Source organism: Mycolicibacterium psychrotolerans, assembly GCF_010729305.1.
In the GTDB taxonomy this organism is placed as follows: domain Bacteria; phylum Actinomycetota; class Actinomycetes; order Mycobacteriales; family Mycobacteriaceae; genus Mycobacterium; species Mycobacterium psychrotolerans.
On record NZ_AP022574.1, the window covers coordinates 159,343 to 183,875 of the forward strand.

Sequence of the window (24,533 nt, forward strand, 5' to 3'; positions counted from 1 at the left end):
AGATGGGACCGAGAACTGACACCTACGAGGGAGGGACGGGTCCAATGGCGGATTCATCGTTCGATGTCGTCAGCAAGGTCGACCGGCAAGAGGTCGACAACGCACTCAACCAGGCGGCCAAGGAGCTGAGCACCCGCTTCGACTTCCGCGGCACCGACACCACGATCGCCTGGAAGGGCGACGAGGTGATCGAGCTGGTCAGCTCCACCGAGGAACGGCTCAAGGCCGCCGTCGACGTCTTCAAGGAGAAGCTGGTCCGCCGCGACATCTCGATGAAGGCGTTCGACGCAGGTGACCCGCAGGCCAGCGGCAAGACCTTCCGGCTCACGGGCACGCTCAAGCAGGGCATCAGCAGCGAGGACGCCAAGAAGATCACCAAGCTCATTCGCGACGAAGGACCCAAGGGCGTCAAAGCCCAGATCCAGGGCGAGGAGATCCGCGTCAGCTCCAAGAAGCGCGACGACCTGCAGGCCGTCATCGCGCTGCTCAAGGGCGCCGACCTGGACGTCGCGCTGCAGTTCGTCAACTACCGCTGAGGTCGTTGAGACTGCACTGAGGGTGGGGTTTTCTCGGATTTCGGCGCCGTAGGCGCAGTCTCAACGCAACTCCGGTGTGATGTCGACCGGGCCGTCGGACCCGTGGTCGCCCATGTTCCGGCACTCCCCGTAGAACTGCAGCGCGCCGTACCCGGGGTCTGCGGAGCGCGGCCCCACCGCGGCCGTCACGCCGTCGCGATTCAGCGAGTCTCCGTGCACCACCTGTCCCTGCGGAGCTCCGCTCGCCCACCCCTGCGCGACGAGCGCGTCCCGGATCTGCGCGTACAGGGCGCCCGGGTCGGCGGGCAGCTTGAACGCCACCTCGACGCGACCCTGGAACGGCGGCTCCCCCTGGTCGTTGCACGAACCGAACGAGAACCCGCCCGTCACGTCGTCCAGCGTCACAGCCTGCACGACGGCCACCGCCGGGTCGACGACCTGCGCGCGGGTCTGCTCGTCGGAGAGCGCGTTCTGCGGCTCGTCGTACGGATTGTCTTGCACCGGGCCGGAATCGGACATGTGGCAGCCTCCCAGGGCGAGCGCGATCAGCAGCGTGGACAGCAGTCGGGTCATCACTAGATGGGTCTTCCGTCGAATCGGTGGTCGGAGGTGACCGCACCGTTGTCGCGCGGCGCCTCGGGGTCGAGAATGGCCGGCCCCAGCGGTATGTCGGTGTGCGGCAACGGGATGTCGCCGAACGGGGTCGGGATCCGATCGGGCGTGCTGACGGCCGGCGAGTCCCGCCCGTCCGCCAGCATGCCCAGCCCGCCGAGGGCATCCCCGTGGCCGGACGCGATGGCGGACATGCTGTACAGCGACTCGCTGCCCATCGTGTAGTAGTACGAGTGATCGTCGAAGTCGGGCAGATTCCCGCCCGGCACCTCTGCATGGAACCGCACGGCGCCGAACGACTCCGCCGACGCGTCGTCGCCCAACCCCACCGAAAGGCCCAGCGGATCGGCCAGCGGACCATTGAGAACGTCGGCGGCCATGTCGCTGGCGCCGATCCAGCCGACCGGATCAGTCGAGGCGTTGCCGACGTACACCTGCCCGCCCTGCAGGTTGAAGTCCGCCGCCGAGTGCGTGAGATCCGTTCCCGGACAACCGATCAGCACCGCGTTGGTGGCCTTCATCCCGCTGCCGGCGAACGCGTCGGCGACCGTCGTCGACCCGTAGGAGTGTCCGAGCACCGTGATGTTCGGCTCACCGGCCCCGGTGTGCGTGACGTGCAGGCTGTTGACGTCGCCTGCCAGCAGCGCGCCACCGGAGCGGGCCAGTTCCGGGTTGGCGATACGCGGATCGGTGAAACTGTCGGGCGCGTCGTAGCCCATCCACATGATCACCGCGTTCTGCTTGCTCGGGTCCGCCTTGCCCATCTGATCGAGCAGGTTGATGCCGTCGTTGCGGCCGCTGTTGAGCCAGTCAGACTCGAGGCTGCTGCCCGTGCCGGGCACGATCACCCCGATGTTGTCGGCGGTGTCGGGATTGCCCAGCGCGACGGCAGCGGTGCCCTGCCCGTTGTAGGCCAGCGGGTCGTAGCCGAACAGGTAGGTCTTGCGCGGACGTGCCGGGTTGTCACCCTCGGCCTGATGCTTGAGGCCTTGGCGGGCCTTGAGTCCGTTCTGGTAGGCGACGGCGTCCGCACGGTTCAGTCCGTAGCGCTCCGGGTGAGCGGCCACCTCGTCGGCGCCGACCCCGTTGGCGCTCGCGGCGTGCTCCACCCGCGCGATGTCACGGTCCATCACGGTGCGGTTCAGCTGGTCGCGCACCTCGACGGGCAGCCCGTCGAGATTGCCAAGCCCGCGGGGCGCGGTGTCGGTCAGCCGTTTCCTGTCGGCGTCGCTGAGCGAGTCCCACCACTGCTTGACCTGCTCCGGCGAGGCCCCCGGCGGCGGGGGTGGGGGCAGCGGCGTCCCGGGTGGGGTGGCCGGCGGGACACCGCCGATCGCGGTGCGCACCGCGCCCGCGGTGGCGGCGTCGATCTGGCCGAACAGTTGCAGCAATCTCTGGATGACCGCGGTGAAGCCGGGTTCGAACTGCTTGAGCAGCGGCGGGAAGACCGGCGCGATCGCGCGGCCGTCGTCGGTGACGGTCCACCCGGCGGCCCGCAGCGTCCCGACGACGCCCGTCAATCCGGCGCGCGTGGCTTCGAGCTGGGGTCCGCCGGTGGCCAGCGCCGCCCGCACCGACTCGAGCCGGGCCCGCAGCTGCAGCTGCTCGGTGAGATTCTTCTCCGCCTGGGCGATCGCCGCGTCGCCCGCCGTTCCCTGCCACGCTGCGCGCATCCGGTCCAGGGCTTGCTGCTGCCCGGTGATCGCCCCGTCGAGATCGGCGATCGTGCCGCCGAGTCGACCCGCGGCCGCTGTCAGGCCCTGCGGATCGGATGCCTCGACCGTCGATACCGTGACCGACAAACGCGAACCCCCTCAGCAAAGTCGTTCTCATTATGCCCACTCCCACACACCCGTCGGCGCACCGATCGGTTCGAAACCGGCCCTCGGGCCGCAGCCGCCGCCCTAATGTGATCACTCATGGCACCTGCACAGCGCGAACCCAACGTCGTCGTCCTCGGGGGCGGATCCTGGGGCACCACCGTGGCGTCCATCTGCGCGCGGCGCGGGCCGACGCTGCAGTGGGTGCGTTCGCAGGAGACCGCCGACGACATCAACACCCATCACCGCAACACCAAGTACCTCGGCAACGAGGTGGAGCTGGCGCACACGCTGAGGGCCACCACCGATTTCGCGGAGGCCGCCGAGTGCGCCGACGTGATCGTGATGGGGGTGCCGTCGCACGGATTCCGCGGTGTGCTCACCGAACTCGCGTCGACGCTGCGGCCGTGGGTGCCGGTGGTGTCGCTGGTGAAGGGCCTCGAGCAGGGCACCAATTACCGGATGAGCCAGGTGGTCGACGAGGTGCTGCCCGGCCATCCAGCCGGAATCCTGGCCGGGCCCAACATCGCCCGTGAGGTCGCCGAAGGCTACGCGGCCGCCGCGGTGCTGGCCATGCCCGACCAGCATCTGGCCGCGAATCTGGCAGACCTGTTCCGCACCAAGCGTTTTCGCACCTACACCACCGACGATGTGGTGGGCGTGGAGATGGCGGGTGCACTGAAGAACGTGTATGCGATCGCGGTCGGCATGGGCTACTCACTGGGCATCGGGGAGAACACCCGCGCGATGGTGATGGCCCGCGCGGTGCGCGAGATGTCGAAGATGGGCGAGGCGTTGGGCGGGCACCGCGACACCTTCGCCGGCCTCGCCGGTATGGGCGACCTGATCGTGACGTGCACCAGCCAGCGCAGCCGCAACCGGCACGTCGGCGAACAACTGGGCGCCGGGAAGCCGATCGACGAGATCATCTCGTCGATGAACCAGGTGGCCGAAGGCGTGAAGGCATCCAGCGTGATCATGTCGTTCGCCGAGGAACTGGGCATCTCGATGCCGATCGCGCGCGAGGTCGACGGCGTGGTGAACCACGGCTCGTCGGTGGAGGACGCCTACCGCGGGCTGATGGTGGAGAAGCCGGGCCACGAGGTGTTCGGGTCCGGCTTCTGACTCAGTTGAAGTAGGGGTTCGTGCCCTCGGGCCGGGCCAGCAGCGGGTTGACCTCGTTGACGATCCAGGACGCCGACGGGCTGACCACGAAACCGGACTGGTTGCGATTGTCCACGCAGGCCGTCACGGTGCCGTCACCGCCGCAGCTGACGTCGCCGAAGCTGAGCCGGGTGTTCGGCGGCAGCGCGTTGACCGGGCCGCCGTAGATCGGGGCGGGCGCCACCGAGAAGCCGGGCACTCCACCGGCCGAACCGCTGACCAGGTTGGCGCCCTCCGGGGCGCCGGGCAGCACACCGTTGCAGCCGTAGCCACCGGAGCGCTGCAGCATGCAGGTCAGGCCGTTGGCGCTGAACGCGTAGGCGGCGCCGTCGAACACCGCGTAGTTCTTCGGGTTGGCGGGCGCCCACGCGTTCACGTTGGGGGCCGGCGGCGTCGGCGGCGGGGTGGGCGGCGCGGGCTGAGCGGCCGCGAGACCGGAGGCACTGAGGACACCGGCCGCGGCGACGCACGCAGCACCGAGGAAAGCTCTGCTCGACACGGTCACAGCCTAGATGTCGCCGGAAGGGTCGGCCGCGTTAGCGAGAGCTTCAGTAGGCGTAGGTGCCGGTCGGGCTGATGACGAAACCGGACTGGTCGACGGTGTTCGTGCACGAGGTGATGACGCCGTCGGTGCCGCAACTGACGGTGCGGAAGCTCATCCGCGTGTTGACCGGCAGCGGCAGCGGGTTGGCCGTCGCGCCGTACATCGGCCCGTTGGCGTGTCCGAACCCCGGCGGACCGCCCGCCCAGCCGGTGACGACGTTCGCGCCGCCCGGCGCACCCGGCAGCGATCCGTTGCACCCGTAGCTGCCGGTCTGGCGGTCCATCACGCACGTCAGCCCACCGGGCGCGGCGAACGAGTACCAGGCACCGTCCGGCGAGGCGAACGGCTGCGGATTGATCGGCGGCAGCGCGTTGACGTTCAGCGGGGACGGGTCGGCCGAGGCGACGGCGGGCGCGGCACACGCGGCGGCGGCCGCGACGCCGATCAGAATTCTGGTCAGCACGTCGCACACCTTAAGCGGGTGGTCCCGGCGCGCGCATCGTCAGACAGAAAAGTCTGACGGCCTCGTCAGTACTGGCCCGGCCCGCGACCCGCCATCGCCTCGAGGCGGGCGATGCGGTCGGCGATCGGCGGGTGGGTCGCGAACAGCTTGCCGATCTTCTCCCCCGACCGGAACGGGTTCGCGATCATCAGGTGCGCCTGGTCGGCCAGCTGCGGCTCGGGCGGCAGTGGCGCGCGCTCCACCCCGGCGCTGATCTTGCGCAGCGCGCTGGCCAACGACAGCGGGTCACCGGTCAGCTCCGCGCCGGACTGGTCGGCCTGGTACTCGCGGGAGCGGGACACCGCCAGCCGGATGACCGTCGCCGCGATCGGTCCGAGCAGTGAAACCAGAAGGATCGCAAAGGGATTCGCGCCGCCCTCGCGGTTGCCGCCGAACATGCTCGCGAAGAACGCCAGGTTGGCCAGCGCGGTGATCACCGAGGCCATCGCCCCGGCCACACAGCTGATCAGGATGTCGCGGTTGTAGACGTGCGAGAGCTCGTGACCGAGCACCGCGCGCAACTCGCGCTCGTTGAGCATGCCGAGGATGCCCGTCGTGCAGCACACCGCGGCGTTGCGCGGGTTGCGGCCCGTGGCGAACGCGTTGGGGGCGGCGGTGTCGCTGATGTAGAGCCGCGGCATCGGCTGGCGGGCGGTAGTGGCCAGCTCGCGCACGATCCGGTACATCATCGGCGCCTGCATCTCGGTGACCGGCTGCGCGTGCATCGCCCGCAGCGCCATCTTGTCGCTGTTGAAGTACACGTAGGCGTTCATGCCGATGGCGAAGAGCACAGCCAGGAACATGATGTTGCGCCCGAACAGGGCCCCGACGCCGACGATCAGGCCCGAGAACACCACCAGCAACAGGAACGTCTTGGCCCTGTTGGCGTGCGGATGCCACGTCATCGCGGATTCCTCCTCACCACACCTGCAGAACTCATTCGCTCGTTCAACGCTCGGGTACGCCGCGCAGGTTCCAGACGCTCAGCCGTGCCGATTGATCGTGTAGTCGACCAGCGCGGCCAGCGCTTGGCGGCCGGGCCCGTCGGGCAGCGCGGCGAGTTCCTCCTCGGCCTGCCGGGCGTACCCGGCCACCGTCTCCTTGGCCCTCGTGATGCCCTGCGAGGAGCGCAACAGCCGCAGCGCCTCGGCCACGTCGGCGTCGTTGTCGAGGGGGCGGGCCAGCAGTTCCCGCAGCCGGTCGGCCTCGGGCCCCGTCTCCCGCAGCGCGTAGAGCACCGGCAGCGTGTGCACGCCCTCCCGCAGATCGGTGCCGGGCACCTTGCCGGACTCGTCGGGGTCGCTGTCGATGTCGATGATGTCGTCGGAGATCTGGAACGCGGTGCCCACGATCCCGCCGAGCCGGCTCAACCGCTCGATCTGGTCCTCGTCCGCGCCGGAGAACGTCGCACCGAAGCGGCCCGACGCCGCGATCAGGCAGGCCGTCTTCTCGTAGACCACCTTCAGGTAGTGCTCGACCTCGTCGACGTGCTCGGCGACCCCGCGGGTCTCCCGCATCTGGCCCGTGACCAGCAGCGCGAAGGTGTCGGCGATGATCCGCACGGCATCCGGGCCCAGCCTGCTGACCAGACGCGACGCCGTCGCGAACAGGTAATCCCCCGCCAGGATCGCGATGTTGTTGCCCCACCGGGCGTTGGCGCTGACCGCCCCGCGACGCACCTGGGCCTCGTCCATCACGTCGTCGTGATACAGCGTCGCCAGGTGCACGAGCTCGATGACGGCGCCGGCGACGGTGACCTGCCAGGCGTCCGGTTCCGGCCCGAGCTGGGCCGACAGCACCGTGAAGAGCGGGCGGAACCGCTTGCCACCGGCTTCGAACAGATGGGTGACGGCCTCGGCCATCAACTCGTCGGCGCGGCCGAGCTCCTCCGACATGAGCGTCTCGATCCGGGCCACTCCGTCACGGACGTCCTGGGCGAACTCGGCATCGCCGAAGTCCACTCCCGCCACCACGTTCGCCGGTGTCCTCACACAGCCAACATACTGGGAGCCATGGAGACGAGCGCTGATGTGGTGGTCGTCGGCGCCGGGCCTGCCGGTTCGTCGGCCGCGGCGTGGGCCGCGCGCGCCGGGCGCGAGGTGCTGGTCATCGACTCGGCGTCGTTCCCCCGTGACAAGGCGTGCGGCGACGGCCTGACCCCGCGGGCGGTGGCCGAGATGCGGCGGCTGGGCCTCGGGAAGTGGCTGGACGGCCGGATCACCCACCACGGCCTGCGCATGTCGGGCTTCGGCGCCGACGTGGAGATCCCGTGGCCGGGCCGGTCGTTCCCGCCGCTGTCCAGCGCGGTGCCACGCACCGAACTCGACGAGCGCATCCGGCTGGTGGCCGTCGACGACGGCGCCAAGATGAAGTTGGGCGTCAAAGCGGTTGACGTGCAGCGCGACTCGACCGGCCGGGTGTCCGCGGTGGTCCTCGACTCCGGCGAGGTGGTGCGCTGCGCCGACCTGATCGTCGCCGACGGGGCACGCTCGACGCTGGGCCGGGCGCTGGGCCGCGAGTGGCACAAGGACACCGTCTACGGCGTCGCGATCCGCGGCTACATCGCCACCCCGCGGCACGATGAACCGTGGATCACGTCGCACCTGGAGCTGCGCTCCCCGGCGGGCGAGGTGCTGCCCGGCTACGGCTGGATCTTTCCGCTGGGTACCGGTGAGGTGAACATCGGCGTCGGCGCGCTGGCGACGTCCAAGCGGCCCGCCGATGCCGCGCTGCGTCCGCTGATGAACCACTACACCGCGCTGCGCCGCGACGAGTGGGGCTTCGACGGGGATCCCCGGGCGGGCCGCTCGGCGCTGCTGCCCATGGGCGGCGCGGTGTCCGGGGTGGCCGGGCCGAACTGGATGCTGATCGGGGACGCCGCGGCGTGCGTGAACCCGCTCAACGGCGAGGGCATCGACTACGGGCTGGAGACCGGGCGGCTGGCCGCGTCGATGCTGGGCTCGGGCGACTACTCGCAGGCCTGGCCCGCGGTGTTGCACGCGCACTACGCGCGCGGGTTCTCGATCGCGCGCCGGCTGGCACTGCTGCTGACGTTCCCCCGATTCCTGCCTGCGACGGGGCCGGTTGCGATGCGGTCGTCGGCGTTGATGACGGTGGCGGTGCGGGTGATGGGCAACTTCGTCACCGACGAGGACGAGGACGTGGTGGCGCGGGTGTGGCGCGGCGCAGGCCGGCTGTCCGGCCGCGTGGACGCCCGCCGCCCGTTCACGTGAGCGTGAGCGTGACGTCCGTGTACCGGGCGCCGATGCGGTCGCGCCGCGACGACATCGATCCCCACCTGGCCGTCGAGCGGGCGCTGCGGGCGGGTGTATGCGGGTTCGGTCGCGTCGGCGTTCCGGAGCGGCGGGTGGAGCGTTTCGCCGAGGTGGCCGACGGGTCGTTCGTGTGGACCCGCGACAGCGACGGACTGTTCTGGCTGGGTCGGCTGACCGGACCGTACTTCTACGACGCCGCTGGCGAAGGCGTCGACCTCGTGCACGTGCGGCCGTGTCGCTGGCGCGACGAGCCGCTCGTCGAGAAGCGTTGTCCTGCAGCGGTCCTCGCGACGTTCGCCCGAGGCGGACGGAACTTTCAGCAGATCCACGACGCAGGCGTCGGCTCGGAGTCGGCGCGCGTGTGGGAGCAGGGCTAGCGGGGGCTCAACGAGTGGGCGAACCCGCTGACGTCGCGGACGCTGGCGGCGAACACTTCCGGCATGGCGCTCGCCAGCAACAGATCTCCCCCGTGGCACGTGCCTGCCACCACCCGCCCGACCGTGGGCACGCCCGCCCGCAGCAGCCTGCGGTAGTAGTGCAGCCCCTCGTCGCGTAGCGGGTCGAGTTCGTTGACCGAGATGACATGCGTTGGCAGGCCGGTCAATTCGTCATCGGTCGCCACGTACGCCCAGCACGCCGCGTCGTCGACATGGCGCCCGTCGGGATCGTAGAGCGAGCCGAGGATGGCCAATTGCTCACGGCCGATGAAGTATTCGTCGTTCTCCTCCAGCGACGGCAGGTCGCCGCTCCGGTCGAGCCACCGGTTGGAGATGAACGGGCACTGCGCGTAGAAGCCCGCGATGCCGTCGATCCACCCCTCGCGTTTCGCCTTGTGCGCCAACGTCAGCGTCAGGTTTCCACCGCCGGATTCTCCGGACACCACGATGTGGCTGACGCCGAGTTCGCCGCGCTGCTCGTCGACCCAGCGCGCCGCCGACGCGCAGTCGTTGAGCCCCGCCGGGTAGGGATGCGGGCCGAGTTTGCCGCCGGAGTTGCGGAATTCGACGCCGACGACCACGAGGCCCGTCGCGGCCAGATGCTCGCGCAGCCGGATGTAGGGCACGTCGGCGGCGCTGGCGATCGCCATGCCGCCGCCGTGCAGATGCACGATCGCCGGCAGCGGGCCGGCCGCATCGGCGGGCCGGCTGACGAAGAGCGTGATGTCGTTGCCGTCGGCACCGGTGATCGTCGTCGTGGTGGTCGTGACCCCGGCGGGCGGTGCGACGTCCTCTGCGAGGGCGTCGAAGATGGCGCCCATGCCCTGTTCGCTCATGGTCGCGAAGGCGAGGCGCTGCTCCAGCGGCGAGTCGACGCTCAGGCCGGACGCGGGCAATCGTTCCGTCAGACCGAACGCGGCCAGCGCGGCGACCATGCGCGGATCGGAGCGCGGGTCGGTGGCGAGGGTGGCATTGGGATCGGCGTGGCGTCCGTGCAGCATGGACGTGACGACTAACGCCGACGCGCGTGCAGCGAGGCAGCTTTCGCGGGGCGCGAACGCGCGCAGAGGTACGCGTAACGCGGCGTGTCCACGTGCAAACACGCGCGCTCGCGGAAAAGCGGCTAGGGCTTGGTGGCGGCGTGCAGCGCCACGATGCCGCCGGTCAGGTTGCGCCAGGCGACATCGGTCCAGCCGGCGGCCTCGATGCGACGGGCCAGCTCGGCCTGATCGGGCCACGCGCGGATGGACTCGGCCAGATAGACGTAGGCGTCAGGGTTCGACGACACCGCGCGGGCCATCGCGGGCAGCGCCTTCATCAGGTACTCCTTGTACACCGTCGCGAACGGTCCGTTCGTCGGCGTGGAGAACTCACAGACCACCAGCCGGCCGCCCGGCCGCGTCACGCGCGCCATCTCCCGCAGCCCGGCCACGTGGTCCACCACGTTGCGCAACCCGAAGCTGATCGTCACCGCGTCGAACACACCGTCACCGAACGGCAGCTTGGTCGCATCGCCGGCCACCTTCGGCACCGGCCGCGCCGCGCCCGCCGCCAGCATGCCGACCGAGAAGTCCGCCGCCACACACCACGCCCCCGACGCGGCCAGCTCCACCGTCGACACCGCCGTGCCTGCCGCCAGGTCGAGCACCTTGTCGCCGGACGCGATGCCCAGCGCTTGCCGGGTGGCCCGCCGCCAGAACCGGTCCTGCCCCAGCGAGAGCACGGTGTTGGTCAGGTCGTAGCGCCGCGCCACGCCGTCGAACATCGACGCCACCTCATGGGGGTCCTTCTCCAGCGACGCGCGGTTCACAGGGCCGAACGTATCACCGGCCCCGCCTGGCAGGTTGCTGTGCAGATCCAGGCCCCGGGAATGCCCGCGGGGGTCGACGGCCTTGACCTAGGGCATGAGTGAAAAAGTCTGGTTCATCACCGGTGCGTCGCGCGGCTTCGGGCGCGAGTGGACGATCGCGGCGCTCGAGCGCGGCGACAAGGTCGCCGCCACCGCGCGTGACCTGTCCACCCTCGACGACCTCGCCGCCAAGTACGGCGACGCGCTGCTGCCGATCCGTCTCGACGTCACCGACCGCGAGGCCGACTTCGCCGCCGTCCAGCAGGCCCATCAGCACTTCGGCCGGCTCGACGTCGTGGTCAACAACGCCGGCTACGGACAGTTCGGCTTCATCGAGGAGCTCTCCGAGCAGGAGGCCCGCGATCAGATCGAGACGAACGTGTTCGGGGCGCTGTGGGTCACCCAGGCGGCGCTTCCCCTCCTGCGCGCCCAGCGCAGCGGGCACATCATCCAGGTGTCCTCGATCGGCGGCATCACCGCGTTCCCCAACGTCGGCATCTACCACGCCTCGAAGTGGGCGGTGGAGGGCTTCTCGCAGGCGCTGGCCCAGGAAGTCGCCGAGTTCGGCGTGCACGTCACGCTGGTTGAGCCGGGCGGTTTCTCGACCGACTGGGCAGGCCCGTCGGCCAAGCACGCCGCCGAGTTGCCCGACTACGCGGAGATCCACGCCAACGCCGCGAAGGCGCGGGCGTCGCGTTCGGCTCAGCCGGGCGATCCGACGGCCTCGGCGCGGGCGATCCTCAAGGTCGTCGACGCCGCCGAGCCGCCGCTGCGGGTGTTCTTCGGAGAGCTGCCGCTGCAGCTGGCCAAGGCGGACTACGAGAAGCGGCTGGCCACCTGGGAACAGTGGCAACCGGTCGCCGTCGAAGCGCAGGGCTGAGTCAGATCGCGGCGAGCTCGGCCATGCCGCGCTCGCCGACGATCTCGACGTCCTTGAGCCGCAACGACACTCGCTGACCGAACTCCTCGACCGCATCGAGTCCGACCGACGCCCACTCGAACCAGGGACCGATCTGGTCGTCGGTCTCGAGACGCAGCATGGTGGTCGTCGCGCCGGTTGTGGCCGGATCGAATTCGACGACGCAGTGGCCGCCGTCGCGCAGCAAGGCGCGGCACCGGTTGAACAGCCGCAGCGGATCCCCGCCGATGCCGACATTGCCGTCGGCCAGCAGCACCGTCTGCCACCAGCCCTCGCGCGGCACCGTGTCGAACACGTCGCCGCGCAGCGCCTTGGCCCCCCGCTGCTCGGCCAGGTGCACCGCGACCGCCGATTGGTCGATGCCGACCGCGGGGACGCCCTGCCGGGTCAGCCACGCCACGAACCGGCCCGGCCCGCATGCCAGGTCGACGGTCGGGCCCTCACAGCGGGCCGCCAGCGCGGCGTCGAACAGATCGTCGTCGCAATCGCCCAGCCACCTGTCGACGGGCAGCACCCGAGTCTGATAGTCGGCGCCGCGGATCCAACATCGCTGACCGGAGAGCGCGGCCTCGTACAGGGCACCGATCATGGGATTCTCGCTCTCCGCTGAGCCGCCGACACATCGCTGTGCCGCCGTACCCACAGCAGCAGAGCCTCGATTTCTGTACCCGCCCGAAAAACCGGCAAACCCTCGGACCGCTCGGCCAATCCGCGGTCGTCAGCCGAATTCGAGCAGGGTGTAGGCGCCGCGGTAGTTCCTCGTCGGCTTCCACGCCCAGAACGCGGGGAAGACCCGGTCGAAGAAGACGCCGCGCCCGCGCGGCATCGGCAAGTCGTGCACGGCGGTGATCCCCGGCACCGTGTCGGCCAACGCGGCCAGCTGCGCGGCCGACACGCTGAACGGCATCGGCGGCACCCGGTAGCGCGCGGACGAGCGCATGCCTTTCGGCGCCAGCTTGTTCACCATCACCGGCGGCAGATCGAAGATCATCTGGCCGCCCGGGAACCGGCGCGCGCAGGCAGTGATCAGGCTCATCGCCTCGTCGGGCTGCAGGTACATCAGCAGGCCCTCGGCGGTGATGACCACGCCCGAAGTGGTGTCGACCGCGTCCATCCAGCTGTGGTCGAGCACCGACTGCGCGAGCATGATGATGCGCGGCGAGGGCGGGAGCAGACGTCTGCGCAACTCGATGACCGGTTCGAGATCGATGGACAGCCAACGAAATCGGTGATCGGGCAGTGTCGCGTCGAGCCGCCAGAAGGTGGTCTGCAGCCCCTCGGCGAGGGCGACGACCGTGGCCGAGGGATGCGTCGAGAGGTAGGCCGCGATCGCGCGGTCGAACGCCAGTGAGCGCAGCGCCATCTCCTGGCCCTTGCGGCGGCCGAACTTGTCGAAGTCGAAGTCGATCGCATCGACCAGGCGGACCGCCATCGGGTCGTCGATGATGGCGTCCGGATGCCGCGCCTGGTGCGCTCGTCCGTTCAGCGTCAGAAGAGCCGTTTCGGAGACACCAGCCAGTGAGCCGGCGTCGATCTTCCGCTCGGGATGCACCCGATCAAATTACGCGGCCCGCGCCCCGCGCCTGCCGGCCACGTCGTCGTAGTGGCCGAGGAGTTCGTCGCAGATGACCGGCCACGTGCGGCCCAGCACACTGCGCCGCGCCGCCACCGCATAGCGGCGCCGCTCGGCGACGAGGTGGTCCACCGACGCCGACAACCGGTCGGCGAACTCGGCGACGGGCAGCAGCAGCCCGGTGCGGTACGGGACGACCAGGTCGCGCGGGCCGCCCGCGTCGGGCGCGATGACCGGTACGCCGGAGGCCATCGCTTCCTGCACCGCCTGGCAGAACGTCTCGTGCTCGCCGGGGTGGACGAACACGTCCATGCTGGCGTAGGCCGCCGCGAGTTCGGGGCCGTAGAGCGCGCCGGTGAAGATCGCCCTCGGCAGCGCTGCCTCCAGCTTCGGCCGGTCGACCCCGTCCCCGACCACGACGACCTGCAGGTCGTCACGCCCGGCCAGCACCGCGAGCCGTTCCACGTGCTTCTCCGGCGCCAGCCGGCCGACGAACCCGACGACCGGCTTACCCTCCGGCGACCACGACCGGTGCAACCGCTCGTCGCGCGCCGACGGGGCGAAGCCGGTCACGTCCACCCCGCGGGACCACTTGTGCACCCGCGGAACGCCATGGCTGACAAGGTCTTCCATCGCCGCGGTGGACGGCGCGAGCGTGCGGTCGGCCTTGCTGTGCAGGCGCCGGGTCCAGGTCCACGCAGCACGGGACATCACGCCGACGCCGTAGCTCTGGGCGAACCCGGCGATGTCGGTCTGGAACACCGCGACGGTCGGCACCCCCAGATGCCGCGCGGCGTGCACCCCGCCCCAGCCCAGCAGCGCCGGAGAGGCCAGATGCACGACATCGGGGTCGAATCCGCGCAACACCCCCAACATCCGCGGCCGGGGAACGCCCAGCGGCAGCGAGGTCACCTTGGGGAACATCATCGACGGCACCCGGTGCACCCGGATCCCGTCGTGCACCCTGTCGGCCGAGGGTTGGCCGCGCGGCGTGTCCGGCGCGATGACGAGCACCTCGTGCCCGGTGCGACGGAGATGCTCCATCACCCGAAGCACCGAGTTGGTGACGCCGTTGACATTCGGGAGGAACGATTCTGCGACGATGGCGACGCGCACACGACGACGGTGACATCGCCACCTGTCCCAGAGGTTGCCGACAGGGATATGTCGCACGAATTGCGCGTTCTGCGGCGTTATTCTTCACCGCATGGGCAGAACGCGGACGGTGCTGGCTGTCGCGACGATCGGACTGATGGTCGGCGTCGTCGGCTGCTCGAAGGACGTCACGGGCACCGCCCGCCCCGATCCCGCCACGGCGCCGCTGGCCCTGTCCGACGATGGATTCGGCATCGTCGCCGGCTACGACGACGCCGACGCGCAGATCGAGATCTTCACCGAGCCGCAGTGCACCCACTGCCACGATCTGCAGCAGGATTTCGGGGACCAGATCGCCTACTACGTCACCGTGGGCGGGCTGCAGGTCACCTACCGCCCGCTGACGTTCCTCGACCAGGACACCGAAAGCGGATATTCGGCGACGGTGGCCAACGCGATGTTCGTCGCCGCCGAACCGGCCGGTGACGCGACCACCACCGGCACCCAGTTCCAGCGCTTCGTCGAACAGCTGTGGGCGCAGCAGGATCCGGGCGGTCCGGCGTTCACCGGCGACGAGCTGCGCGACATCGCCAGGGGCGCAGGTCTGCCAGAAGCCGTGGCCGAGAGCGTGTCTCGCGACCAGGAGGCGGTCGACATCGCCGCGATGGAGGAGGCGAACTTCAGCCTGCTCTACGACACCGACCCGGTCAGCACCGGAACCCCGACGGTGGTCGACCTGAGGTCCGGCGAGAAGATCGACCTCACCGACGACGCCTGGCTCGATCAGCTCGTCGCGTCCTGAGGCACCGCCTCGGAATCGATGCGGCGCTGCACCAACGCGGTGACGCCCAGCGCGGCGCCGGCCACCAGCCATCCAACCACGGCGATCGAACCCGCGGGAATGATGGCCAGCGACGCGTCACGGTCCTGCACGCGCACCAGATCCGGGTTGTTGGTGTCGTATTCGACGTAGATGCGCATGCCGTTCTCCAACTCGGAGGGATACAGCACGCCGAGCTCGGGCCGGTAGGTCACGCGGTCGGGCGTGACGAACTCGATCGTCGACCGCCGCGGGCCCGCGTCGAGGACGTTCGCCGCTGCCACGCCCATGTGCCGCTCGATCTGACGGTCGTTGCGCCACGCGCCGACGATCAGCAACACCGACTGCAGCGTCACCAGACAGGCCGCCACCACGATGCCGATGCGCACGCGCCGCAGGATCCGGCCGCGCCGCGTCTCCCCCGGCTCACCGTAGAGGTGCGGAATGACGAACTGCCACAACGCCTTCAGCCGAGCGAGCAGTGCGCTCACAGCACCGCCTTGATCGACGCGTGCAGCGCCCGCAGTGACGACCGGTCCGCCTTGACCTCGAGCACCCGCATCCCGTCGTGCGGTTCGTCGAGAGCCGCGGGCAGCTCGGCCGCCTCGATCTGTCGACTCTCCACGTGATAGGCGCGGCACAGCGCCCCGACGTCGACGTCGTGGGGGGTGCCGAAGATGCGGGAGGAGACGTCGGAGAACCGGGGATCGCCCTGCTCCAGCAGCTCGAAGATGCCGCCGCCGTTGTCGTTGGACACCACGATGGTCAGGTCCGCCGGCATCGGCTCCGTCGGCCCGACCAGCAGACCCGAGCTGTCGTGCACGAACGTCAGATCACCGATCAGCGCGATCGTGCGGCCCCCGTGCGCCAGCGCCGCCCCGATCGCCGTCGACACGGTGCCGTCGATGCCGGCGACCCCGCGGTTGGAGCGTACCTTGACCTCGGCGGTGTTGAAGCCGACCAGCGCGATGTCGCGCACCGGGTTCGAGGCGCCGAGCACAAGCTGATCACCGGGTCGCACGGCATCGGCCACGGCCGCGGCGACATGCAGCCCGGTGGTCAGCGGGTGGGCGGCCAGCTGGCCGCGCACCGCCTCGCAGGCGTGCCGGTGGGCCTCGGCGCAGCGGTCGAGCCAGTCCGGCGCCGGCGCACCGGAGGTGACCGCCCGCGTGCCCGTCGCCTGCGAATTGCCCGACACGTCCGGCCAGCGCGGGCCCGTCGTCAGCGCGTACACCGGAATCGACGGATCGGCCAGCAACGCAGACACCGGGCGGTGCAGCGTCGGGCGACCGAGCATGATCACCTGTTTGGGACGAATCAGGTTGAGCGCCAACGGATGCAGTGGATTACGCGCGTAGGGCGCGGTCGGCTCGGCGACGGTGGGCAGATGCGCGAGATTCGGGTGCACGCCGGCGCCGTGCCCGGCGATGACCACGGTGTCGGGGGTGACGTCGATGTCGAGCGGCTGATCGAAGGTGACCGGCGGGGTGATCGTCCACGGCCTGCCGTCGGGGCGGCCCTCGGGCGCGTACGCGGCACCGGGATCGTCGACCGGGGGAACGAGCGGCTCGCGCAGCGGAATGTCGAACTGCACGGGCCCGGCGTTGGCCGAGCGGGCCCCCGTCGCGGCGACCAGCACCCGGCACGTCGCCGAACGCCACTGCCCGTTGAGGGAGGCCATCTTCTCCGGGGCGTCCTCCGCGAGACCGAGGCTGATGTTCGCCCGCATCTGCGTGCCGAAGTAGCCGAGCTGCTCGAAGGTCTGATTCGCGCCGGTCCCGAGCAGCTCGTAGGGCCGGTTGGCCGACAGCACGATCAGCGGCACGCGGGCGTAGTTGGCCTCCACCACCGCCGGCCCCAGGTTGGCCACCGCGGTGCCCGACGTCATCGCCACGCACACGGGCGCGCCCTCGGCGACCGCCAGGCCGATGGCGAGGAAGCCGGCAGTGCGTTCGTCGATGCGCACGTGCAGGCGAAGCCGACCGGCGCGGTCGGCGTCGTGCAGTGCGAACGCGAGCGGGGCGTTGCGCGATCCGGGGCACAGCACGACGTCGCGGACGCCGCCGCGCACCAGTTCGTCGACGACCACCCGGGCCTGCGCCGTCGAGGGGTTCACCACTACAGCGTATCGGCGAAGAAATTGAGGATCGCGGTGTTGACCACCTGGGGCTTCTCGATGAAGCCGAGGTGGCCGGTGCCGGGGATCTCCAGGAACGTCGCGTTGGGCATCGCGTTGGCGACCTCGCGGCCGAGGTAGGACGGCAGCACGACGTCGTCGGCGAACCCGATCACCAGCGCCGGGGTCTGCACATTCTGGTAGGCGGCCAGCCGGCTGCTCTGCGGCGCGATCGACAGCTGCGTCCGCATGCCGGGCGTCGGCTTCTGCGGCCACATCGTGAACATGTCGATCCAGTCCCGGATGGCGTTGTCGTCGTTCAGGGTCTTCGGTGAAAAGCTCTCGAGCAGGCGGACTTTCGCCTCGAAATCGACCGGGAGCTCGATCCCGGAGTCGGCCAGCGCCTGCTCACCCTTCCAGAAGAAATCGCGGGTGCGGTCGTGGCGGCCGCGGGTGGCCATCAGCACCGCCGAACGCACCAGTTCGGGGCGGGCCACCATCAGCTCCTGGGCGATGTAGGAGCCCATCGACAGCGCGACGATGCGCACCGGGGCCAGGCCGAGTCGCTCGATGATGTCGACGACGTCGCCGACCATCGTCTCGGTGGTGAAGCCGTCGGCGTTCTCGGTCGCACCGACCCCGCGGTTGTCGAACGTCACACATCGGTAGCCCGCGCGGGCGAAGACGGGCACCTGATGCAGGTGCCAGGTGCGGCCCGCTCCCCCGCGACCGGCGATGAAGAGCACCGGATCGCCGGTGCCGCGGTCGTCGTAGGCCAAATTCACCCCGACGAGGCTACTGGACTGCAGGAGACGTCGAGACTGCGCCCAGGGTGAGGAATCACCCCTTGAATTCAGGCGGTCGCTGCAGCGAATGTGGACGGGTCTGAGAGTAGTCGGTCGAGTTCTTCGGCGGGGGTCCGCCAGCCGAGGCGTTTGCGGGGTCGCGCGTTGAGTTCGGCGGCGACCTGGTCAAGCCATCCGGGCCCGTAAAACGACAGGTCAGTGCCTTTGGGGAAGTACTGGCGCAGCAGTCCGTTGGTGTTCTCATTGGTGCCGCGCTGCCAGGGGCTGTGCGGGTCACAGAAGTAGATCGGTAGTCCGGTGGCTTCGGTGATCTTGGTGTGTAGCGCCATTTCGCTGCCTTGATCCCAGGTCAACGAGCGGCGCAGGATCTCGGGAATGTCGGGAATCTTGACCGCCATCGCCTCGGCCAGGGTGGCCGCGGTGCGGTCATCGGGCAGGTGCAGCAGCACCACGAAGCCGGTGGTGCGCTCGACCAGGGTGCCGATCGCCGAGCCTGAGGCGGTACTGCCCAGGATCAGGTCCCCCTCCCAGTGGCCCGGGATCGCGCGGTCGGCGGCTCAGCGGGCCGCTCGCTGATGTTGATCATGTCGCGGATCTTGCCTCGGCCGTCAGCGGTGTTGCGGCCGTGTGGTTTTCGTCGCACCCGACCGGTGCGCAGCGCGGTCTTGACCAGCCGGGCCAACTCGCCGCGGGTTGGACGTAGAGGGCTTGGTAGATCGTTTCGTGTGACACCCACATCTCCGGATCGTCGGGGAAGTCCTGGCGCAGCCGGCCCGCGATCTGCTCGGGGCTGTGCTTGTGCTCCAAGCCTTGCAGAACCTCTGCCAATAACGCAGGCCGCGACTCCAGCCGCCGTGGTTTGGGTCGTGTGCGTTTCTGCTCGGCGACGTCCTGGCCGACCCGGGCCCGATACCCCGAGCCGGTCGCCCCGCGGACGAGCTCGCGACCGATCGTGTCGCGATGACGCTGCAGCAGCCCGGCCGCCCGTTCGGGGGTGTAACCGGTCTCGAGCAACTCCTCGAGCCGGCAGCGTTCGGTGAACGCCAACGGCGCGCGCGGGCGCTGCGATCGGTCGGGTTCGACCACGGCAAGCACGGGGGTTCTGGGCACGTACCCAGCCTGTTTGACCCAGCGCAGCGCGGCGTTCTCCGACACGCCGGCCAGCAGGGCCGCCTCAGTTGTCGATCCCCCGGAATGCATCGCCGCCCAGAACACCGCGCGCGCCGCCGCCGAATACCGCAGCCCGTGATGCCGGTTATCGGCAGCGATCCCGGCGGCACCGGCCCACTGACAGCCCGTCTGATGGGACACCCCGGCCACCGTCGCCGCCGCCGACTGCGACAACCCCGACCTCAACGCCTCCAGAAACACCTCGCGTGCCGGCCCGGGCACCTCTTTGCTGCCCTGCTTGCGAAACCCCATCGAACAACACCCCTTACGAATCAGGTGCTGCAACGACCGATTGAGTCTGAGCCCCAAAATCACGCCCTGTGCGCAGTCTCGGCGTCAGCGACGAGCACGCCGAAGTCGCACGGAATGCAGCGCGGCGTCCCACATCAGGCCGCCGGCCGCCGCGATCGCGGCGGGTTTGGCCAGGTCGCGGCTCATCAGCGCGGTGGCGGCGGCCTTGGTCGACGCCGACGCCTTCGACATGTGCCCGGAGTCGAACGGCGGCTGCGGGTCGTACTCCATCGACAGCTGGATGGCCTTCGCCCTGGCCTCCCCGCCGATACGGCCGGCCAGCCACAGCCCGAGGTCGATGCCCGCCGACACCCCTGCACAGGTGACGACGCGGTCGTCGGCAGCCACGATCCGCTCGTCACCGACCGGCACCGCCCCGAACGTCCGTAGCACCGGCAGCGCCGCCCAGTGCGACGTCGCCCGCTTGCCGTCGAGCAGACCCGCGGCCGCCAGGATCACCGACCCCGAGCACACCGACGCGGTCCACGTCGACGTCGCGTGCGCGCGCCGCACCCAGTCGAGCACTGTCTTGTCGCGGGCGTGCTCGAGCGTGGTCATCCCGCCGGGGATCAGCACGATGTCCGGCGACGGCGTCTCACCGAAGCTGTGGGTGGCGCCGACGAGCAGCACCTGGGAGTCCGCGGCGACGGGACCCGGCTCGTGCCAGACGAAGCGGACCTCGGTGTCGGGCAGCCAACGCAGGCATTCGTACGGGCCGATGAAGTCAAGCGCGGTGAACCCGGGATAGAGCACGATCGCGACCTGCATGGCCGATCTCCCTTCAGGCGAACGTCTTTCGATACTGGTCGGGCGAAACCCCGAGACGGCGGACGAAGTTGCGGCGCAACGTCTCCGAGGAGCCGAACCCGCAGCGCGCGGCGATGACGGTGACGGGGTCGTCGGTCTCCTCGAGCTGACGGCGGGCCGCCTCGACGCGGACGCGTTCGACGTAGGCGCCGGGCGCCTCGCCGACCTCCTCGGTGAACACCCGGGTGAAGTGCCGCGGACTCATCGCCGCGCGGCGCGCCAACTCGGCGATGCTGTGGGCGCCGCCGGGTGCGGCCTCGATGGTCTCCTGCACGTCGCGGATCGGGGTGCGCCTGGCGCGCGGCATCCACACCGGCGCGGCGAACTGCGTCTGCCCGCCCGGCCTGCGCAGGTACATCACCAGGTAGCGGGCCACCGTCTGCGCGGCCTCGGTGCCGTGGTCGTCCTCGACGAGCGCCAGCGCCAGGTCGATGCCCGCGGTGACGCCCGCGGCCGTCCACACCGTCGACGAGCTGCGGACGAAGATGGGGTCCGGGTCGACGGTGATCGCGGGGAACTCCGACGCCATCTGCGGGGCGAACGCCCAGTGCGTGGTGGCGACGCAGCCGTCGAGCAGGCCGGCCTGCGCGGCGAGCACGGCACCGGTGCACACGCTCACCACGCGGCGCGCGTGCGGGGCCACGGCGGCGATCCAGTCGATCAGCTCGGGATCCTTGCGCGCCGTCTCGGTGCCGAACCCGCCGGGGAGCACCACGGTGTCGACCGGCACCGCGGGATCGGGCAGCGGGTCGGCGACGAGCGTCAGCCCGGTGCCGGTGCTGACCGGCGCACCGTGCGCGGAGACGACACGGACGTCGTAGCCGTCGGCGCCTTGAGCGTGCGCATAGAGCGACGCCCCGGTGAACACCTCGAACGGCCCCACCATGTTGAGCGCCTGCACACCCTCGAAGCCGAGGATCAGGACCTGGCGCGTCATGTGCTCAGTCTCGGCGTCGGCCGCGATGGCGTCCAGGCCATGCACCCCACAGATCAGGACAGGAGTGGGTAGCACTCCCGGATCCGCTCGAGCCACCACTGCCGACGCGCGGCCGGCGCCGCCAACGCGGCGATGCGCGCGGGATCCGGGGTCACCGCGGCCGCGGGCAGGAAGCCGTCGACGGGCGGTGCAGGTGCGGCGACGTCATCGACGAACAGGCCCCCGGTGCCAAGCCCGCAGGCGTGCCGCAGCTCGGGCAGACATCCCGCGGCGACCAGACCGGCGCCGATCCCCACCGCCGAGTCCAGCGCGCTCGACACCACCACCGGAATGTCGATCTGCGCGGCGATCGCCAGCATGGCCCGCACCCCGCCCAGCGGCGCCACCTTCAGCACGGCGACGTCGGCCGCACCCGAGCGCACCACGTGCAGCGGGTCGTCGGCCTTGCGGATGCTCTCGTCGGCGGCGACCGGGACGTCGACGCGGCGGCGCACCGCCGCCAGTTCGGGCACCGTCGCGCACGGCTGCTCGAGGTACTCCAGCGGTCCGTCGGCGGTCAGGGCCGCGGCCGCGGCGACGGCGTCCTCGACGCTCCAGCCGCCGTTGGCGTCCACCCGCACCGTCGGTACGACGGCGCGTACGGCGTTGACGCGCGCGACGTCGTCCGCCAGCGACTGCCCGGGTTCGGCGACCTTCACCTTGGCGGTGCGCGCGCCCGGGAACCGGGCCAGCACCTCCGGGACCTGCGCGGCCGGCACCGCGGGGACCGTCGCGTTGATCGGTATGCGGTCCCGCTGTGTCGGCGGCAACGGCTGGTAGGCGGCCTCGAGGCCGGCGGCGAGCCAGTGCGCGGCCTCGGCGGGCCCGTACTCGACGAATGCCCCGAACTCGCCCCAGCCGGCCGGGCCGTCGATCAGCGCGACCTCCCGTGTGGTGATGCCCCGGAAGCGCACGCGCATCGGCAGGGCGACGACGTGCACACGGTCGAGGATGTCGGCGAGGTCCATCGCTTCGACCTTAGGACCCATCTGCAGGCGGATCGGCGGCGAATAGTCCAGTGAGTTTTCGGGAAGGAGACTGCCGTGAATCCCATTCTGAAGTTCGCCGGGCAGGTCGGGGAGTCAGCGTTGTCGATCGTCGGCGTGCGGACCGTCGAGGAGCCCCACTACATCAGGCGGCCGCTGACCGACACCGTCGAGATCCGGCAGTACGGCTCGCGGATCGCCGCCGAGACCACCGTGACCGGGGACAAGCAGAAAGCCCTCAACACCGGCTTCCGCCGGCTCGCGGGCTACATCTTCGGTGGCAACCACCGCGACACCGAGATCGCGATGACCGCGCCGGTGAGCCAGCAGTCCGCCAAGGAGTCGATCGCGATGACCGCGCCGGTCTCCCAGACGGGCAGCGCCGAGGACGGCTGGACGGTGCGGTTCTTCATGCCGTCGAAGTGGTCGATGGAGACCCTTCCCGAACCGGACGACGAGACCGTTCGGCTGGTTCCGGTGCCGCCGCAGACCGTCGCGGTGCTGACGTTCACCGGTGACCGCAGCGCGGCCGCCGTAGCCGCGCGCAGCGAGGAGTTGCGCACGACGCTGCGCGACAAGGGCATCGAGCCCGTCGGCGAGACGACCGCGTGGTTCTACGATCCGCCGTGGACGTTGCCGTTCCGGCGGCGCAACGAGGTCGTCGTCGGCATCTAGACCGTCGTACGGTCTCGGCCGTCCCAATGCGGTTTGCGCAGTTCCTTTTTCAGGACCTTGCCGGTGGGGTTGCGGGGCAGTTCGTCGGTGATGTCGACGGACTTGGGGCACTTGTAGGCGGCCAGCCGCTCGCGGGCGAACGCGATCAGGTCGGACTCGGAGACCTCGGACTCGACCACGACGACCGCCTTGACGACCTCGCCCCACCTCTCATCGGGCACGCCGATCACCGCGACCTCGACCACCGCCTCGTGCTCGGCGAGCACCCGCTCGACCTCGATCGAGTAGATGTTCTCGCCGCCGGAGATGATCATGTCCTTGAGCCGGTCCTCGACGAAGATGTAGCCGCCGTCGTCCACCCGGCCGATGTCGCCGGTGCGGAACCAGCCGTCCTCGGTGATCGCCTCGGCGGTGGCGTCGGGCTTGTTGTGGTAGCCCTTCATCAGTTGAGGTGTCCGGAACCACAATTCGCCCTGCTCACCAGTGGGCACATCCTCGAGCGTGTCGGGGTCGACGACCCGCACCTCGGCGTTGGGCACCAGCGTGCCCGCGCTCGAGAGCCGCTCCTCGCGGCCGGGATCGCGGTGCGCCTCGGGCAGCAGATGGCTGATCACACCGCACACCTCGGTGAGCCCGTAGGCCTGGATGAAATCGGTGTCCGGCCAGGCCTGCAATGCCTGACGCAGCAGGGGCAGCGGCATCGGCGACGCACCGTAGGCGTAGGTCTTGAGCGCGCTGAACAGCTTGACCGCGTCCTCGCCCGACTCGAGCACCTTGGCGAGCACGGCCGGCACCAGGAAGGTGCGGTTGGCGCCCTTGAGGATCGCCCCCGCCAGCGCCGCGCCGTCGACGTCGCGCGTCATCACGCTGGGGAAGCCGTCGTGAATGCCGAACTGCACGTAGGACGATCCGCCGACGTGGAACAGCGGCATCGACACCATGTTCTTGTCGCCCTCGTCGAATTCGAAGCCTTCGTGGGCGTTGACGGTGTGGGCGATGATGTTGGCCTGGGTGAGCTCGACACCCTTGGGCCGACCGGTGGTGCCCGAGGAGTACATGATGATCGCGACGTCGCCCGGTTCCACGTCCTCGGAGCGCTGCACCGGCGTGGAGTCCGCCAGCATCTTCTCGTACTCGTCGTCACCTTCCGGCGTCACCGCGATGACGTGCTCGACATTGGTCAGCTCGTCGCGGATCCGGTCGATGGACGGCATGAACTCGGCGCCCACGATGAGCACCTTGGCGCCAGAGTCGTTGAGTACGTAGTCGAGTTCGTCGGCGGCCAACCGGAAGTTGATGATCGCGGTGGCCGCGCCCAGCGACGCGGCGGCGATCGTCGTCTCGACGCACGCGGGGTGGTTCTTGTCGAGGAAGGCCACGACGTCGCCGCGCCGGACGCCGCGCTCGGTCAGTGCGCCGGCCAGTCGCCGGATCCGGTCGTCCCACTGCGCCCAGGTCCAGTTGCGGTCGAAATAGTCCATCGCCTCGGCGTCGGGCGTGGTGGCCGCCCAGTGGGCGACGCGTTCGTCGAGAAAGCGGGGTTCGGGCAGATCGGCCATG

General features: G+C 70.1%; 25 protein-coding genes and 1 pseudogene. 7 read left to right on the forward strand and 19 right to left on the reverse strand.

Annotated elements, in window-relative coordinates; all coding sequences use genetic code 11:
* Nucleotides 1-44: 44 nt before the first annotated feature.
* Complete coding sequence (locus G6N45_RS00735; protein ID WP_057150552.1) at nucleotides 45-536, forward strand: YajQ family cyclic di-GMP-binding protein; 492 nt, start codon at nucleotides 45-47, stop codon at nucleotides 534-536.
* 60 nt (nucleotides 537-596) lie between these two features.
* Here G6N45_RS00735 and G6N45_RS00740 read toward each other — a convergent pair whose 3' ends face one another.
* Together G6N45_RS00740 and G6N45_RS00745 are read right to left on the reverse strand one after the other, a co-directional pair.
* Nucleotides 597-1,109, reverse strand: a complete 513-nt coding sequence (locus G6N45_RS00740; RefSeq protein WP_163719865.1) for a lipoprotein LppJ family protein — start codon at nucleotides 1,107-1,109, stop codon at nucleotides 597-599.
* Nucleotides 1,110-1,111: 2 nt separating this feature from the next.
* Entirely contained in the window at nucleotides 1,112-2,950 is a 1,839-nt protein-coding gene (locus tag G6N45_RS00745; protein ID WP_163719867.1) for an alpha/beta hydrolase, read from the reverse strand.
* A gap of 117 nt (nucleotides 2,951-3,067) precedes the next feature.
* Here G6N45_RS00745 and G6N45_RS00750 point away from each other — a divergent pair, with 117 nt between their 5' ends.
* On the forward strand, nucleotides 3,068-4,093 hold the full coding sequence (locus G6N45_RS00750) for an NAD(P)H-dependent glycerol-3-phosphate dehydrogenase (RefSeq protein ID WP_163719869.1): 1,026 nt from the start codon (nucleotides 3,068-3,070) through the stop codon (nucleotides 4,091-4,093).
* A 1-nt stretch (nucleotide 4,094) separates the two neighbouring features.
* On the opposite strand, the gene G6N45_RS00755 is transcribed toward G6N45_RS00750, so the two are convergent.
* The 4 genes from G6N45_RS00755 to grcC1 form a co-directional block, all read right to left on the reverse strand.
* A complete protein-coding gene (locus G6N45_RS00755; RefSeq protein WP_163719871.1) occupies nucleotides 4,095-4,637 on the reverse strand; it encodes a hypothetical protein in 543 nt (180 codons plus the stop codon).
* Between the two features lie 43 nt (nucleotides 4,638-4,680).
* Nucleotides 4,681-5,139, reverse strand: a complete 459-nt coding sequence (locus G6N45_RS00760) for a hypothetical protein (protein ID WP_163719874.1) — start codon at nucleotides 5,137-5,139, stop codon at nucleotides 4,681-4,683.
* Nucleotides 5,140-5,204: 65 nt separating this feature from the next.
* The gene (htpX, locus tag G6N45_RS00765) at nucleotides 5,205-6,083 is read right to left on the reverse strand and encodes a zinc metalloprotease HtpX (RefSeq protein WP_163719876.1); all 879 of its coding nucleotides are present in this window, start codon (nucleotides 6,081-6,083) and stop codon (nucleotides 5,205-5,207) included.
* A 78-nt stretch (nucleotides 6,084-6,161) separates the two neighbouring features.
* Complete coding sequence (gene grcC1 / locus G6N45_RS00770) at nucleotides 6,162-7,169, reverse strand: nonaprenyl/(2E,6E)-farnesyl/geranylgeranyl diphosphat synthase (protein ID WP_179965250.1); 1,008 nt, start codon at nucleotides 7,167-7,169, stop codon at nucleotides 6,162-6,164.
* A 21-nt stretch (nucleotides 7,170-7,190) separates the two neighbouring features.
* On the opposite strand from grcC1, the gene menJ reads away from it, so the two are divergent.
* Nucleotides 7,191-8,411 carry a menaquinone reductase MenJ gene (menJ, locus tag G6N45_RS00775; RefSeq protein WP_163719878.1) on the forward strand — a complete coding sequence of 407 codons (1,221 nt, stop codon included), beginning with the start codon at nucleotides 7,191-7,193 and terminating at the stop codon, nucleotides 8,409-8,411.
* Between the two features lie 8 nt (nucleotides 8,412-8,419).
* Nucleotides 8,420-8,830 (forward strand): GAF domain-containing protein, encoded by a 411-nt coding sequence (locus tag G6N45_RS00780; protein WP_163727553.1) that lies wholly within the window; start codon nucleotides 8,420-8,422, stop codon nucleotides 8,828-8,830.
* Here the strand turns inward: G6N45_RS00780 and G6N45_RS00785 are convergent.
* A complete protein-coding gene (locus G6N45_RS00785; RefSeq protein ID WP_163719880.1) occupies nucleotides 8,827-9,891 on the reverse strand; it encodes an alpha/beta hydrolase fold domain-containing protein in 1,065 nt (354 codons plus the stop codon). The two genes, G6N45_RS00780 and G6N45_RS00785, sit on opposite strands and share 4 nt — an antisense overlap.
* Nucleotides 9,892-10,013: 122 nt before the next feature.
* Complete coding sequence (locus tag G6N45_RS00790) at nucleotides 10,014-10,700, reverse strand: demethylmenaquinone methyltransferase (RefSeq protein WP_163719881.1); 687 nt, start codon at nucleotides 10,698-10,700, stop codon at nucleotides 10,014-10,016.
* Nucleotides 10,701-10,794: 94 nt separating this feature from the next.
* Here G6N45_RS00790 and G6N45_RS00795 point away from each other — a divergent pair, with 94 nt between their 5' ends.
* Nucleotides 10,795-11,619: an SDR family oxidoreductase gene (locus tag G6N45_RS00795; RefSeq protein ID WP_163719883.1), complete on the forward strand. Its 825-nt coding sequence runs from the start codon at nucleotides 10,795-10,797 to the stop codon at nucleotides 11,617-11,619.
* 1 nt (nucleotide 11,620) lies between these two features.
* Here G6N45_RS00795 and G6N45_RS00800 read toward each other — a convergent pair whose 3' ends face one another.
* From G6N45_RS00800 to G6N45_RS00810, 3 genes are all read right to left on the reverse strand, one after another.
* Nucleotides 11,621-12,247 (reverse strand): class I SAM-dependent methyltransferase, encoded by a 627-nt coding sequence (locus G6N45_RS00800; RefSeq protein ID WP_163719885.1) that lies wholly within the window; start codon nucleotides 12,245-12,247, stop codon nucleotides 11,621-11,623.
* Nucleotides 12,248-12,376: 129 nt separating this feature from the next.
* Nucleotides 12,377-13,210, reverse strand: coding sequence for a class I SAM-dependent methyltransferase (locus tag G6N45_RS00805; RefSeq protein WP_163719886.1), 834 nt, complete (start codon nucleotides 13,208-13,210; stop codon nucleotides 12,377-12,379).
* A 9-nt stretch (nucleotides 13,211-13,219) separates the two neighbouring features.
* Complete coding sequence (locus tag G6N45_RS00810) at nucleotides 13,220-14,347, reverse strand: glycosyltransferase family 4 protein (protein WP_163719888.1); 1,128 nt, start codon at nucleotides 14,345-14,347, stop codon at nucleotides 13,220-13,222.
* A gap of 91 nt (nucleotides 14,348-14,438) precedes the next feature.
* On the opposite strand from G6N45_RS00810, the gene G6N45_RS00815 reads away from it, so the two are divergent.
* A complete protein-coding gene (locus G6N45_RS00815) occupies nucleotides 14,439-15,128 on the forward strand; it encodes a DsbA family protein (protein ID WP_163719891.1) in 690 nt (229 codons plus the stop codon).
* Here G6N45_RS00815 and G6N45_RS00820 read toward each other — a convergent pair.
* The 7 genes and pseudogenes from G6N45_RS00820 to G6N45_RS00850 form a co-directional block, all read right to left on the reverse strand.
* Nucleotides 15,110-15,637, reverse strand: a complete 528-nt coding sequence (locus G6N45_RS00820; protein WP_163719893.1) for a DUF3592 domain-containing protein — start codon at nucleotides 15,635-15,637, stop codon at nucleotides 15,110-15,112. The genes G6N45_RS00815 and G6N45_RS00820 overlap by 19 nt on opposite strands.
* On the reverse strand, nucleotides 15,634-17,262 hold the full coding sequence (gene menD / locus G6N45_RS00825) for a 2-succinyl-5-enolpyruvyl-6-hydroxy-3-cyclohexene-1-carboxylic-acid synthase (protein WP_163719895.1): 1,629 nt from the start codon (nucleotides 17,260-17,262) through the stop codon (nucleotides 15,634-15,636). The genes G6N45_RS00820 and menD overlap by 4 nt, the downstream gene beginning before the upstream one ends.
* A gap of 2 nt (nucleotides 17,263-17,264) precedes the next feature.
* A complete protein-coding gene (locus G6N45_RS00830; protein ID WP_057150536.1) occupies nucleotides 17,265-18,047 on the reverse strand; it encodes an alpha/beta fold hydrolase in 783 nt (260 codons plus the stop codon).
* 68 nt (nucleotides 18,048-18,115) lie between these two features.
* A pseudogene (locus tag G6N45_RS28350) lies at nucleotides 18,116-19,268 on the reverse strand (IS30 family transposase).
* Between the two features lie 306 nt (nucleotides 19,269-19,574).
* Entirely contained in the window at nucleotides 19,575-20,297 is a 723-nt protein-coding gene (locus tag G6N45_RS00840) for a DJ-1/PfpI family protein (protein WP_163719897.1), read from the reverse strand.
* Nucleotides 20,298-20,310: 13 nt separating this feature from the next.
* Nucleotides 20,311-21,273, reverse strand: a complete 963-nt coding sequence (locus tag G6N45_RS00845) for a GlxA family transcriptional regulator (RefSeq protein WP_163719900.1) — start codon at nucleotides 21,271-21,273, stop codon at nucleotides 20,311-20,313.
* Between the two features lie 53 nt (nucleotides 21,274-21,326).
* Nucleotides 21,327-22,280: an o-succinylbenzoate synthase gene (locus tag G6N45_RS00850; RefSeq protein WP_163719902.1), complete on the reverse strand. Its 954-nt coding sequence runs from the start codon at nucleotides 22,278-22,280 to the stop codon at nucleotides 21,327-21,329.
* A 75-nt stretch (nucleotides 22,281-22,355) separates the two neighbouring features.
* Here G6N45_RS00850 and G6N45_RS00855 point away from each other — a divergent pair, with 75 nt between their 5' ends.
* Nucleotides 22,356-22,973: an SOUL family heme-binding protein gene (locus tag G6N45_RS00855; protein ID WP_163719904.1), complete on the forward strand. Its 618-nt coding sequence runs from the start codon at nucleotides 22,356-22,358 to the stop codon at nucleotides 22,971-22,973.
* Here the strand turns inward: G6N45_RS00855 and G6N45_RS00860 are convergent.
* Complete coding sequence (locus G6N45_RS00860; RefSeq protein ID WP_163719906.1) at nucleotides 22,970-24,532, reverse strand: long-chain-fatty-acid--CoA ligase; 1,563 nt, start codon at nucleotides 24,530-24,532, stop codon at nucleotides 22,970-22,972. The genes G6N45_RS00855 and G6N45_RS00860 overlap by 4 nt on opposite strands.
* Between the last annotated feature and the right edge of the window lies 1 nt (nucleotide 24,533).